This is a genomic window from Bacteroides sp. 3_1_13 (genome assembly GCF_001185845.1).
In the GTDB taxonomy this organism is placed as follows: domain Bacteria; phylum Bacteroidota; class Bacteroidia; order Bacteroidales; family Bacteroidaceae; genus Bacteroides; species Bacteroides xylanisolvens.
Genome location: NZ_KQ236955.1, coordinates 246169 through 259015, shown reverse-complemented (window position 1 = coordinate 259015; position 12847 = coordinate 246169). Strand labels below are relative to the sequence as shown.

At 41.1% G+C, this 12847-nt stretch carries 11 protein-coding genes; 5 read left to right on the top strand and 6 right to left on the bottom strand.

The genetic code is table 11. From position 1 onward, the window contains the following. Positions 1–486: 486 nt before the first annotated feature. Together HMPREF9009_RS00900 and HMPREF9009_RS00895 are read left to right on the top strand one after the other, a co-directional pair. Positions 487–1803 carry an MFS transporter gene (locus tag HMPREF9009_RS00900; protein WP_049701208.1) on the top strand — a complete coding sequence of 439 codons (1317 nt, stop codon included), beginning with the start codon at positions 487–489 and terminating at the stop codon, positions 1801–1803. Positions 1804–1806: 3 nt separating this feature from the next. Further along, the gene (locus HMPREF9009_RS00895; RefSeq protein WP_004316636.1) at positions 1807–2706 is read left to right on the top strand and encodes a DMT family transporter; all 900 of its coding nucleotides are present in this window, start codon (positions 1807–1809) and stop codon (positions 2704–2706) included. A gap of 92 nt (positions 2707–2798) precedes the next feature. Here the strand turns inward: HMPREF9009_RS00895 and HMPREF9009_RS00890 are convergent, their stop codons facing one another. The 3 genes from HMPREF9009_RS00890 to HMPREF9009_RS00880 form a co-directional block, all read right to left on the bottom strand. Continuing rightward, complete coding sequence (locus HMPREF9009_RS00890; protein ID WP_008026146.1) at positions 2799–3191, bottom strand: HIT family protein; 393 nt, start codon at positions 3189–3191, stop codon at positions 2799–2801. A gap of 51 nt (positions 3192–3242) precedes the next feature. Next, entirely contained in the window at positions 3243–3707 is a 465-nt protein-coding gene (gene greA, locus HMPREF9009_RS00885; protein ID WP_032811363.1) for a transcription elongation factor GreA, read from the bottom strand. 181 nt (positions 3708–3888) lie between these two features. Next, on the bottom strand, positions 3889–5040 hold the full coding sequence (locus tag HMPREF9009_RS00880) for a TlpA disulfide reductase family protein (protein WP_004316642.1): 1152 nt from the start codon (positions 5038–5040) through the stop codon (positions 3889–3891). A gap of 196 nt (positions 5041–5236) precedes the next feature. Between HMPREF9009_RS00880 and pnp the strand changes: the two genes are divergently transcribed. Beyond that, positions 5237–7363 carry a polyribonucleotide nucleotidyltransferase gene (gene pnp / locus HMPREF9009_RS00875; protein ID WP_004311937.1) on the top strand — a complete coding sequence of 709 codons (2127 nt, stop codon included), beginning with the start codon at positions 5237–5239 and terminating at the stop codon, positions 7361–7363. Positions 7364–7859: 496 nt separating this feature from the next. Here the strand turns inward: pnp and HMPREF9009_RS00870 are convergent, their stop codons facing one another. Beyond that, positions 7860–8123, bottom strand: a complete 264-nt coding sequence (locus HMPREF9009_RS00870; protein ID WP_049701207.1) for a hypothetical protein — start codon at positions 8121–8123, stop codon at positions 7860–7862. Between the two features lie 219 nt (positions 8124–8342). Between HMPREF9009_RS00870 and HMPREF9009_RS00865 the strand changes: the two genes are divergently transcribed. Further along, the gene (locus HMPREF9009_RS00865) at positions 8343–8816 is read left to right on the top strand and encodes a helix-turn-helix domain-containing protein (RefSeq protein ID WP_004316645.1); all 474 of its coding nucleotides are present in this window, start codon (positions 8343–8345) and stop codon (positions 8814–8816) included. A gap of 29 nt (positions 8817–8845) precedes the next feature. Next, a complete protein-coding gene (locus HMPREF9009_RS00860; RefSeq protein ID WP_008018576.1) occupies positions 8846–10603 on the top strand; it encodes an ATP-binding protein in 1758 nt (585 codons plus the stop codon). 138 nt (positions 10604–10741) lie between these two features. Here HMPREF9009_RS00860 and buk read toward each other — a convergent pair whose 3' ends face one another. Continuing rightward, a complete protein-coding gene (gene buk / locus HMPREF9009_RS00855; RefSeq protein WP_008018575.1) occupies positions 10742–11803 on the bottom strand; it encodes a butyrate kinase in 1062 nt (353 codons plus the stop codon). A gap of 25 nt (positions 11804–11828) precedes the next feature. After that, positions 11829–12788 carry a phosphate acyltransferase gene (locus HMPREF9009_RS00850; RefSeq protein ID WP_008026160.1) on the bottom strand — a complete coding sequence of 320 codons (960 nt, stop codon included), beginning with the start codon at positions 12786–12788 and terminating at the stop codon, positions 11829–11831. Between the last annotated feature and the right edge of the window lie 59 nt (positions 12789–12847).

Genomic DNA, 12847 nt, shown 5'->3' with positions numbered 1-12847 from the left:
TGCGCTTTGAAACTTATTTCTGTTGCTTATTGAACTGCTATTTTATTTTTTGTTCTTATGTTCTTCTGTCTGTATTAAATTCTCATTTAACTAAAAACTGCATAGAAACGAGTTAAACGTTGCGCTAATGAATGGGTCAAGGGTGAGGGGTGGTGAGGGTAGATTTATAACCTTTTATTTTATTATTTTCTATACTATCTCCTTTTTTTATCTATAAAAAAAATACGAAAGTTATAAATCTACCCTCACCACCCCTCACCCTTGACCCATATCTTATAATAAAAAGATAACGGAGAATCTTAAAAATTCAATCATCTTTTTCAGATTTACCACAACGTTTCCAGAATACTCCATTATTTTATTCAAAACGGTACCGGCATGAACAAGATTCCCTTCTGTGTCCTCTGCGTCCTCTGTGGTGAATAAATGAACTTTATAAAGCGACTATTGTTTTCTTCAAACCTAAACTTTTAACGAATAAGCATTATGAAGATACAGACGGGACGAGGAACAATTCCTCTTATCACTTTAATTGCCATTTGGTCTATTTCGGCATTGACTTCATTGCCGGGACTCGCTGTTTCACCCATATTGGGTGACCTTACAAAGATATTTCCGAAAGCTACGGATCTGGACATACAGATGTTGACATCACTGCCATCATTGCTCATTATACCTTTTATATTGCTGGGTGGTAAACTGACGGAGAAAGTCGATTATGTCCGTGTATTGAAAGTCGGACTCTGGCTTTTTGCCGCAAGCGGTGTTCTGTATCTGATATCCAATCGAATGTGGCAGTTGATTGTGGTTAGTGCTCTGCTCGGCATCGGGTCCGGACTTATTATCCCTTTGTCTACCGGATTGGTTTCCAGATATTTTGTGGGAACTTATCGGGTGAAACAGTTCGGGTTGAGTTCTGCCATTACTAATTTCACGTTAGTGATAGCAACTGCCGTGACAGGCTATCTGGCAGAAGTCAGTTGGCACCTGCCTTTTCTTGTTTATCTTCTTCCGTTGGTTTCCATTCTGCTGGTGGGACATTTGAAAGAAGACCGGTCCGGAGAAGCCGCTTTAACGGCATCTTCTTCGTCTGATACTGCTACTACTACGGCGGCAAATGTAGCAACTGCGAATGCGGCGACGGTGACTGTGCCGGAGACGAGTTCAGCGGACGACAGCAAAGCTGCCCGACAGTCTGTCATAGACATTGGAGGCAGTAAATATGGTATTCACATCAAGCATCTGATAGAATTGATGCTTTTCTATGGGGTGATTACATATATCGTAATAGTAGTGATCTTCAATCTGCCTTTCTTAATGGAAAAGCATCACTTTTCCAGCGGTAATTCCGGACTGATGATTTCGCTTTTCTTCCTGGCTATCACGGCTCCGGGCTTCTGTCTGGATAAAATAGTAGGCTTGCTTAAAGAACGTACGAAGGCATATAGCCTGTTGTCGATGGCATTGGGACTATTATTAATTTGGATAGCTCCGATAGAGTGGCTGATTATTCCCGGGTGTATTCTGGTCGGTTTAGGGTATGGCATTATCCAGCCCATGCTTTATGACAAGACCACGCAGACCGCATTACCGCAAAAGACCACATTAGCTTTGGCATTTGTGATGATGATGAACTACCTGGCTATTTTGCTCTATCCCTTTATCGTCGATTTTTTCCAGTGGGTATTCCATACCCAATCGCAAGAGTTTCCGTTTATCTTTAATCTGCTGATTACTGTTGTTACTCTTTTCTGGGCATATCGGCGCCGTCATACCTTTTTGTTTAACGACCAATTGAAATAAAAAATGAAGAATAAGAAACTGGAAGCCAATCTTAGCATGGCCGTCTCGAAAGTTTTTAGCGGGTTAAATATGAATGCCCTGAAGTATCTTCTGCCTTTGTGGATGAGTCCGCTGACAGGAGCAACCCTTCGCTGCACGTTTGCGGCAGCAGCCTTTTGGGTAATCGGGTGGTTTATGCCTCCGGAGAAATCATCCGCCAAAGATAAATGGCTCCTTTTTCTGTTGGGGGCCTTGGGACTTTATGGCTTTATGTTTCTTTACCTGGCCGGATTGAGTAAAACGACTCCTGTTTCCAGTTCTATTTTTACCAGTCTCCAGCCTATTTGGGTTTTTCTCATGATGATATTCTTTTATAAGGAGAAGGCGACCACAAAAAAAATAATAGGAATTTCTATCGGTCTGATAGGAGCATTGGTTTGTATTTTAACCCAGCAAAGTGATGATTTGGCGTCCGATGCTTTCACGGGAAATATGCTTTGTCTTCTTAGCTCTGTGGTATATGCTGTCTATCTGATTCTTAGTCAGCGTATCTTGACTGCTATCGGAGCAATAACCATGTTGCGCTATACTTTTTCCGGTGCTGCTGTATCTGCTATAATAGTAACGTTCATTACGGGATTTGATGCCCCGGTATTCTCCATGCCGTTCCATTGGACACCTTTCCTTATCCTGATGTTCGTATTGATTTTTCCGACCACTATCAGTTATATGTTGTTGCCTGTCGGTTTGAAATATCTGAAGACAACGGTGGTTGCCATTTATGGTTATCTGATTCTGATTGTGGCAACTATTGCCTCCCTTGCTTTGGGACAAGACCGTTTTAGCTGGACGCAGACGTTTGCCATTATTTTTATCTGTATCGGAGTTTATTTGGTAGAAGTTGCCGAAAGCAAGGAGCGATAAAAGTTTCTCGGTGTGGAACACTTTGTTTCAAGGCATGGAACAAAAAAAGAGCGTCCTTCACAGAACGCTCTTGCTTATTTCATCATCATGTTTTATAGAGAGGAGTTGATTGCTTGTGCTATGGACTTGAATTCTTCATCCGACAATTTCAGTTTCGGATTCGAGAACAACATATCCGATTCCTTTTGAATAGGAATTAAATGAATATGTGCATGAGGAACTTCCAGTCCGATAACCGCTTCGCCCACCTTTTTACAGGGGAAAGCTTTTTCAATGGCACGGGCCACTTTCTTTGCAAATACATGCATAGCAGCCAGGTCCTCATCGCTCAAATCGAAAATATAGTCTACTTCCTGTTTGGGCACCACCAATGTGTGTCCCTTTACCAACGGATTGATATCGAGAAACGCAAAAAACTTTTCGTTTTCCGCCACCTTGTAGCAGGGGATTTCGCCTGCGATGATTCTACTGAATATTGTTGCCATAACTTTTATTGATAAATGAAGGCAAGTCCCACAAGGAGACCTGCCTTTACGTTAAATTGATATGTTTACTACTTCCAATGCAATTTTGCCTTGTGGAACAGTGATTTCGGCTACATCACCCACCTTCTTGCCAAGCAGACCTTGTGCAATCGGGGTGTTAACGGAAATCTTTCCTTCCTTCAGGTTAGCTTCACTTTCGGAAACGATGGTATAAGTCATCTTCATACCGTTCTTTACATTCTTCAGTTCCACTTTATTTAAAATCTGTACAGAATCTGTTTTCAGTTTAGATTCATCAATGATTTTTGCGTCTGCAATGGTAGCTTTCAATTTGTTGATGCGCATTTCAAGCATACCCTGCGCCTCTTTGGCGGCATCGTATTCTGCATTTTCCGACAAGTCTCCTTTATCTCTGGCTTCGGCTATTGCCGCAGAGATCTTCGGGCGTTCCACTGTTTCCAGTTCCTTCAGTTCCGCCATCAGTTTCTTGTAACCTTCTTCTGACATATAAGCCATGATGTTTTCCTCCTTTAATTGTTTTAAATGGTCATATAAACAAAAAAGAATTCCAACATGAGCCATGTTGGAACCCTCTTATCATTATTTCTTTGCAAAGATAGACTTTTAAGTGATACGTGTCAAGTGAAAAAAGATGCTATGTAACATATTTAAATGAAATATGCTAAATTATAACAACTTAGAGCAATGACTTGACAGCTGCTTCCAAATCCTTGATATCTTCGCCACGAAGCTTCAATTCGTTGTTACGGTTAATCAAAAAGATAGATGGAACTTGACGAACATTATATACAGCTACGTTGGTAGAATACACTCCGTTTCCATCGCGTACACAAACCCAAGGGAGGTTGTCTGCCGCAGTTTTCCAGTAGTGTTCGTCCGCATCGAGAGATACCTGGTATATTTCCAATCCTTGTTTTGCGTATTCATTATATAGTTCGCGAAGCATCAGGTTGTGAGGAGATCCGGCAGGCGACTGGAATACAGAGAAATCGAGCAATACGACTTTTCCTTTCAGGTCGGTCAGTTTGCGCACATTTCCTTTCACGTCACGCAGGGCGATGTCGATAATTCCGGTTTCCACTATTTTCTCTTGAGGAATCTCTAATGCTTTCGCCTGTGGCTGGCGTGTGTTCTTCATCCCCTTAATTACAATATTATAAAGGTTCTTGGAACGTACGGCATGAGGGAACGCATTGTTGAGGCTCGTAGCAACAGCAGCGAAGCATTTCACATCATCTTTATTGTTCAATGGATCGAATATCAGGTAATTATTGAGTTTTTGGAACAGGGCAAAGTAAGCGGCTGCCGTGTTGGGAGCAGCGAAAATATAGTTCACTTTGACATCTTCCTTATAATTGTTGAGCAACGTTGCCAGACTGTCTTCAAATACATCATGCCCCATTCTGTTACTGCGTAAAGCTGCCAGCAAGTCGTCCACCTCTTTTTGCAGGCGGATCTGCTTCAGCGTCAGCTCTTTTATCTTGTTGCTGTTTTCCGAACCTTCCACCGTGTAAGTAGTGGAGAAATCCACATACGGAGCTTTGATCTGAATCGTTTCGATAGAATCTACAGAAAAATTGATGATTTTGTCGTCAATCCGCAAACGATAAAATTCGGGTGATTCGGGACGAGGCTGCTTGAAACTGAATGTACCTTCCCCCTTCAGCTTCACTGAATCGAGCGGAACAATACCTTCCAGACCGGAAGCTTCGAGATAAAGCATTTTACCATCGGCTCCTGATACATCCCCGTTCACCTGGAATTTAGGACCGGAACTACAAGCAGTAATAGTAAGTGCGGCGAGCGCTGCAAAAGTAACCTTTTTCATATAGTGTGTGTTATTAACGAGATGCAAATATACTTCTTTTCGAGATTAGTCAAAGCATTTTGCCGGGTTCTTCATCCTAATTTTGAAAAAAAATCAGTTCACCACTAACTTTTTACCTCATTTCCACCTGATTACCACGATAAATGTATATCTTTGCAGGAATTTTGAAAGAAAAAGTATAGATAAAACAATTTTTATGATTAACCCAATTGTTAAGACAATCGAGTTACCTGATGGAAGAACCATCACACTCGAGACGGGAAAGTTGGCAAAACAGGCAGACGGTTCTGTAATGCTTCGCATGGGCAACACCATGTTGTTAGCTACTGTTTGTGCCGCTAAAGATGCAGTTCCCGGAACAGATTTTATGCCTTTACAGGTAGAGTACAAAGAAAAATTTGCGGCATTCGGCCGTTTCCCTGGTGGTTTCACCAAGCGAGAAGGTAGAGCTTCTGATTATGAGATTCTGACTTGCCGTCTTGTAGACCGTGCTCTCCGTCCTTTATTCCCCGATAATTATCACGCAGAGGTATATGTGAACATCATCCTCTTTTCTGCTGATGGTGTGGATATGCCGGATGCATTGGCAGGACTTGCCGCTTCTGCAGCACTTGCCGTTTCAGATATTCCTTTCAACGGACCGATCTCTGAAGTGCGTGTAGCACGTATCGACGGTCAGTTCGTAATCAATCCTACTTTTGAACAACTGGAAAAAGCTGACATGGACTTGATGGTAGCCGCTACTTATGAGAACATCATGATGGTAGAAGGTGAAATGCATGAAGTATCCGAAGCTGAACTGCTGGAAGCAATGAAAGTAGCTCACGAAGCTATCAAGATTCATTGCAAAGCGCAGATGGAGTTGACTGAAGAGGTTGGAAAAACTGTAAAACGCGAATACAACCACGAAGTAAACGACGAAGACTTGCGCAAGGCTGTTCGCGAAGCATGTTACGACAAGGCTTACGCAGTTGCCGCTTCCGGAAACAACAACAAACACGAACGTTTTGCTGCTTTCGAAGCGATCCGCGAAGAATTCAAAGCTCAATTCTCTGAAGAAGAGTTGGACGAAAAGGCTGCATTGATCGACCGTTACTACCACGATGTAGAAAAAGAAGCCATGCGCCGTTCTATTTTGGACGAAGGTAAGCGTCTGGATGGTCGTAAGACTACTGAAATCCGTCCGATCTGGTGTGAGGTTGGTCCTCTGCCTGGTCCTCACGGATCTGCTATCTTTACTCGTGGTGAAACACAGTCATTGACTTCTGTTACTCTGGGTACAAAACTGGATGAGAAAATTATCGATGATGTTTTGGAACACGGAAAAGAACGTTTCTTGTTACATTATAACTTCCCTCCTTTCTCTACAGGCGAAGCAAAAGCACAACGTGGTGTAGGTCGTCGTGAAATCGGTCACGGTCACTTGGCTTGGCGTGCTTTGAAAGGACAGATTCCTGCTGACTATCCGTATGTAGTACGTGTGGTTTCAGATATCCTCGAATCTAACGGTTCTTCTTCTATGGCTACCGTATGTGCCGGCACATTGGCATTGATGGATGCAGGTGTGAAGATCAAGAAACCGGTATCGGGTATCGCTATGGGATTGATTAAGAATCCGGGCGAAGAAAAATATGCTGTATTGTCTGATATTCTGGGTGATGAAGACCACTTGGGAGATATGGACTTCAAGGTGACCGGAACAAAAGACGGTATCACTGCTACACAGATGGATATCAAGGTAGACGGTCTGTCTTACGATATTCTGGAACGTGCTTTGAACCAGGCTAAAGAAGGACGTATGCATATCCTTAATAAGATTACTGAAACAATTGCTGAACCACGTGCCGACCTGAAAGAACATGCTCCACGTATCGAAACGATGACAATTCCTAAAGAATTCATCGGTGCTGTGATCGGCCCTGGTGGAAAGATCATCCAAGGTATGCAGGAAGAAACTGGTGCTGTGATTACTATCGAAGAAATTGATGGTATGGGACGCATCGAAGTTTCCGGAACAAACAAGAAATGTATTGATGATGCAATGCGCATGATTAAAGCAATCGTTGCTGTTCCTGAAGTAGGCGAAGTTTATAAAGGTAAAGTTCGTTCTATTATGCCTTATGGTGCATTTATCGAATTCTTGCCGGGCAAGGATGGTTTGCTGCACATCTCCGAAATTGACTGGAAACGTCTGGAAACAGTAGAAGAAGCCGGAATCAAAGAAGGTGATGAAATCGAGGTAAAACTGATTGATATCGATCCGAAAACTGGCAAATTCAAACTTTCAAGAAAGGTTTTGTTGCCAAGACCGGAAAAGAAGTAAGAAAGCGATAGCTTCTATATATAATGAAGGCTGTTTCAAATTTAATTTTGAAACAGCCTTCTTTTTTATTAGTATCCTCCGGAGTTGAACTGTTTTATATATAGAGTTAGTATATATTAGATTTATCCAGTTTATTAAAACCTTTAAAAAGATGAAAGACACCTTATTATATCCTCCCCAAAAAAGAATCGGAAAGTACCCCCATACTTCCCGATTCGAAACAGTCAAAAATCGACCTTAATCAATTTATTAACTTAACACGTCGCAAAGATATGAGAAAAATTTCTTTGAAAGAGCTTTTTTATTTAAAAAGTTTATGATACAGGCAAATATACCTGTTAATAAGGTCGTTTTTCTTGCTTTAAAACCAAAGCTTCACTCCTTTTAAAGGAACGACCCCTTCCTTTAAAAGGAAGAGGCCGTTGGTTCTAAAGAAATCTGGTGGGGTGTTTATATAGAAATTTGGATTAATGATTTTTCAATTATATAAATCCGTTTACAAGTTTGTTTTATACTCCTCTTTTATTCGTATTATGTGTGCGAAGTTCTTTTCCAGTAATTCATTTAACTCATAATCTGAAAAACAAGCTCCTAAATAGATCGTGCTTTCTGCTTCAAAATCAAATGATTCGTTGTCTTCATTCACCACAATCTCAATTTTTCCTTGTGCATCTGTAGAGATCACTGCATTGTATTTAGTCATCAATTCTTTGAGCTCTTTTATGAACCTGTATTCTTTATTTGTCAATATTCTTTTCATGTTCGTAAGCTCTTTTGTTTTGTTGTCCTTTTGTGCGGTAAAGTTCGTGATAATTTAACACATTATACGCTGTTTGAAGTATTCATTTTATTCTATTTGTCAGGTTGTAATATTCATTTTATCCATATTATCACATCTATTCGTTTTTTTCGTATATTTGCTTCGAGCGAAACTTTTCATTTGTATATTTGTTGGATTTTAAAAAGAAAGAAAATAAAAATGGAAACAGAAGAATTGACAATTGGGAGAGTCCATCACGGACGCAATATACGTCGTACCCGTATTGAAAAGAATATGAACCAGGAGGGTTTGAGTGAATTAGTACATCTCTCACAACCTGCTGTTTCTAAATATGAGAAGATGAAGGTGATTGATGATGAGATGTTGCAACGCTTTGCACGTGCATTGAATGTCCCTTTCGATTATCTCAAGACTTTGGAGGAGGATGCACAGACGGTGGTGTTTGAAAATAATACGGTGAATAATTCAGAACAAAGTGCAGGTGGGGCAAACATCAGCATGGGTATAGTTAAGTCTGATACCGAAGATAGTATTAATGATAGTCGAGTTAACAACTTCAATCCTATCGACAAAATCACTGAACTCTACGAGCGTCTTTTAAAAGAAAAGGATGAAAAGTATGCAGCATTAGAACGCCGTTTGCAGAATATTGAAAAAAGTCTGCAGAAATAAGAGACAGATAAATTGAAAGGAATCGCAATATGATGAAACAAATACCTTACGGAATAACTGATTTTAGCCGAATTCAGAAAGAGAATTATTATTATGTAGATAAGACAATGTTCATTGAAAAAATAGAGATGCAACCGCCTTATCTGTTTCTGATACGTCCTCGTAGATTTGGGAAGAGTCTGACTTTGGCTATGTTAGAGGCCTATTATGACGTAAATCATGCTGAACAGTTTGACGAGTTGTTTGGTCAGCTATACATAGGTCAGCATCCGACGAAGCTTCACAATCAGTTTCTCATCATGCGATTTAATTTTTCGGAAGTGAGTTCCAATGTCAACGAAGTAGAACTATCGTTTAAGCTACATTGTTGTAGCAAACTTAAAGATTTTGTCTTTAAGTATGAAGATTTGTTAGGAAAAGAAATTTGGGATGTTCTTGATGAGAAAATACAAGAAGAACCCGGTGCTTTTCTGTCTGCGGTTAATTCCTATGCTACCCGTAAGAAAAATATTCGTATTTATTTACTTATTGATGAATACGATAATTTCACCAATACCATTCTTTCAACTTACGGTACGGAGTTTTACAGGAAAGCAACGCATGGCGAAGGTTTTATTCGTGGCTTCTTTAACGTGATAAAATCTGCCACTACCGGAACCGGAGCTGCTCTTGAACGGTTGTTTATTACCGGAGTGAGTCCGGTGACGATGGATGATGTAACTAGTGGCTTTAACATCGGAACCAATATCACAAATGATTCATGGTTTAATGATTTGGTTGGATTCAGTGAGAATGAGTTGCGTGAGATGCTGGAATATTATAAAGAGCAGGGAGTACTTCAAGAATCTATAGATGAAATAGTTGCCATGATGAAACCCAATTATGACAATTATTGCTTTAGTGAAGATACATTGGAACAGTGTATGTTTAATTCTGACATGGCACTTTATTTTCTGAAATCTTTTGTACTTCATCATAAAAAGCCTAAAGAAATTGTAGACCCTAACATTCGCACTGACTTTAACAAGTTGGCATACTTGATAAAATTAGATCATGGATTGGGAGAGAATTTTTCTGTTATAAAGGAAATAGCCGAGCAAGGAGAGATTATTACTGACATTGTTACTCATTTTTCTGCATTGGAGATGACGGACCCCAGTAATTTCAAGTCTTTATTATTCTATTTCGGACTTCTTTCCATCAAAGGTGTAGATATGGTGGGAAGACCCATCCTGCATGTACCGAATTTAGTTGTAAGAGAACAGCTTTTTAACTTCTTGATACAAGGCTACATCAAGCATGATATCTTTAAAATAGACATGAACAAGATGAGTGCTTTATTTGAGAATATGGCTTTCAGAGGAGATTGGAAACCTTTGTTCGATTTTATCGCCAACGCTGTTCGTGAGCAAAGCCGTATTCGTGAATATATTGAAGGTGAAGCGCACATTAAAGGCTTCTTGCTTGCTTATTTAGGAATGTATCGTTATTATCAACTTTATCCGGAATACGAATTGAATAAAGGCTTTGCAGATTTCTTCTTCAAACCTAGTCTGTCGGTTCCCGTACTTCCTCCTTTCACCTATCTGCTTGAGGTGAAATATGCAAAAGCCGGTGCTTCGGAAAAAGAAATACGTGCCCTTGCTGATGAGGCGCGCGAACAGTTACTTCGTTATAGTGAAGATGAGCTGGTGGCAGAAGCCAAGGCGAAAGGTGAACTGAAGTTAATTACTATTGTTTGGCGTAGCTGGGAGCTTGTTTTATTGGAGGAGGTAACTCTTTCTTAAGAAATAAGTACCATAAATGTTATTGTAAGGTTTGCGGTTCATCCATTTTACCTAATTCTTGAAATGCTGATAAATAAGGAGATAACAGATAAAAGTATAAAGTAAAATAAGGTGAAACCGATAAATCAATAGTTTATGTTACTTATAAACTTGTATCGGCAATTCTCCTTTCAATGCTCCTATGGCATTAAAAGCTAACGACTCCATTTCATTCTCTCCCGGATAAACATAGATGGGAGCCAGGAAAGAGATTCTTTTTTTCAGCCTTGAAACCACATAGTCCGAATAAGCGATTCCTCCTGTCAGGAGGATAGCATCTACTTTCCCGCAAAGTACAGTAGCACTGGCGCCTATCGCTTTTGCAACATTATAAATCATGGCGTCCAGTATTAATTCCGCCTTTTTATCTCCTTCTTCTATCGATTGGATGATGGCAGGCACATCGGTCGTACCTAAATGAGCAGTCAATCCGGCACGTCCGGAAATACGTTTCTTCAATTCGTCTTTGGTATGCTGACCGCTAAAACAAAGGTCGATCAGTTGACCGGCAGGAAGTGTGCCGGCGCGTTCCGGTGAGAAAGGGCCTTCGCCGTCCAACGCATTGTTGGCGTCGATGGCTCTTCCATGGTGATGGACTGCGACAGAAATACCTCCTCCTAAATGGCAGATGATTAAATCCAACTCTTCGTATTGCGTCCCTTGTTCTTTGGCGAAACGCCGCGCGATTGCTTTTTGGTTCAAGGCGTGCCAGATGGTAATTTTCGGCATTAACGGAGAACCTGTAATGCGGGCTATATCTTCCAGTTCATCCACCACTCCCGGATCAGCGATGAAAGCCGGGCAATCGGGTAGGGTGGCGGCCAGTTCACTGGCAATCAGTCCTCCTAAGTTGCAGGCATGGGTACGCATGGCATGCACTGTATCACGTTTCATGGCATCGTTCACCTCATACACTCCGCCCGGTATCGGTTTCACCAAACCTCCGCGTCCGATGATTGCGTCAAAAGAAAAAGGAATCTTGTTATTCTCCAATTCTTGTAATACCAGATTTTTGCGGAATTCAAACTGATCTATTACCTCGGGAAAAGCAGACAGCTCTTCTACGGAATGTTTTATATTGCTGATAAATAACGGAGTCTCGTTTTCGTAAACCGCAATCTTTGTAGAAGTTGAGCCGGGGTTGATAACCAGTATTTTCATGAATGGTGAGTTTTAAATGGTGAATTTAGAATGATGAGTTGGTGACCTGACTGGCCTGTTTTCTGCACTCGCAATCTCCTGACACTTGTAAGCATGCCATCGCAATGCTATAATATTTGGACAAGCCGGAATCGCTACGTGACGGAAGTACTACAGGGCAAATAGGACCTTGCAGTAATCCTGCCATCTCTGCTTTTGCAAACAGGGAGACAGATTTGTAGAATGCATTGCCCGATTCGATGTTCGGGAATATCAATACGTCTGCCTGTCCGTTGATAGGAGATACAATCCCCTTAATATCACCACTTGCCTGTTCGCACGCAGTACGTACGTCCAGCGGGCCGTCAATAATCACATTTCCGAATTCTCCCGCTTCGGCAAGCTCTACGATATTCACATAATCTAATGAATGAGGGAACTTGGCACTCACTTTTTCCGTACAGTGAATCAAGGCGACACGCGGCTGCTCGATGCCAAAATGACGGCAGGTACAGATAGCATACCAAATCATCTCTATGCGTTGTTGTAGCGTGGGACGCGGAATGACCGCAGCATCCGAAAAGAAAAGCAGTTTATGATAAGTAGGAATTTCCATCACTGCCAGATGCGTGAGGATTTTTCCTTTCGGCAACAACCCTTTTTCTTTGTCGAGTATGGCATGCAATAAGTTGTCTGTATTGATAATCCCTTTCATTAAAATATCAGCTCCCCCTTCGCGAACGATACGGACAGCTTCGCGTGCCGCTTCGTCCGGATTTTCGATATGGATAGTTTTTACATATTCGGGATATTGTTTGAGCGTGGGATATTTCTTTAGAATTGTAGAATCTCCAATCATAAGAAATTCTGCAATTCCCTCTTCCAGCGCACGAGAGATGGCATACTCTGTGTTAGGATCATTGGCACAGACCACGGCAATTCGTTTTCTATGGTTTAGCTTTTTGAGATGGGCCGTTAGCTGGGCAAAATTTAGAATAGGTTCCATAACGTTAGATTTTTAGCAAATATCAGAAAAATGATTGAAAAAATAACGATTATAACCCG

Bases quoted from the DNA above. Each gene is read 5' to 3' on its own strand.
- buk (WP_008018575.1), bottom strand. From the start codon at position 11,803: ATGAAAATACTGGTTATCAACCCCGGCTCAACTTCTACAAAGATTGCG.
- pnp (WP_004311937.1), top strand. From the start codon at position 5,237: ATGATTAACCCAATTGTTAAGACAATCGAGTTACCTGATGGAAGAACC.
- HMPREF9009_RS00850 (WP_008026160.1), bottom strand. From the start codon at position 12,788: ATGGAACCTATTCTAAATTTTGCCCAGCTAACGGCCCATCTCAAAAAG.
- greA (WP_032811363.1), bottom strand. From the start codon at position 3,707: ATGGCTTATATGTCAGAAGAAGGTTACAAGAAACTGATGGCGGAACTG.
- HMPREF9009_RS00900 (WP_049701208.1), top strand. From the start codon at position 487: ATGAAGATACAGACGGGACGAGGAACAATTCCTCTTATCACTTTAATT.
- HMPREF9009_RS00865 (WP_004316645.1), top strand. From the start codon at position 8,343: ATGGAAACAGAAGAATTGACAATTGGGAGAGTCCATCACGGACGCAAT.
- HMPREF9009_RS00890 (WP_008026146.1), bottom strand. From the start codon at position 3,191: ATGGCAACAATATTCAGTAGAATCATCGCAGGCGAAATCCCCTGCTAC.
- HMPREF9009_RS00880 (WP_004316642.1), bottom strand. From the start codon at position 5,040: ATGAAAAAGGTTACTTTTGCAGCGCTCGCCGCACTTACTATTACTGCT.
- HMPREF9009_RS00870 (WP_049701207.1), bottom strand. From the start codon at position 8,123: ATGAAAAGAATATTGACAAATAAAGAATACAGGTTCATAAAAGAGCTC.
- HMPREF9009_RS00860 (WP_008018576.1), top strand. From the start codon at position 8,846: ATGATGAAACAAATACCTTACGGAATAACTGATTTTAGCCGAATTCAG.
- HMPREF9009_RS00895 (WP_004316636.1), top strand. From the start codon at position 1,807: ATGAAGAATAAGAAACTGGAAGCCAATCTTAGCATGGCCGTCTCGAAA.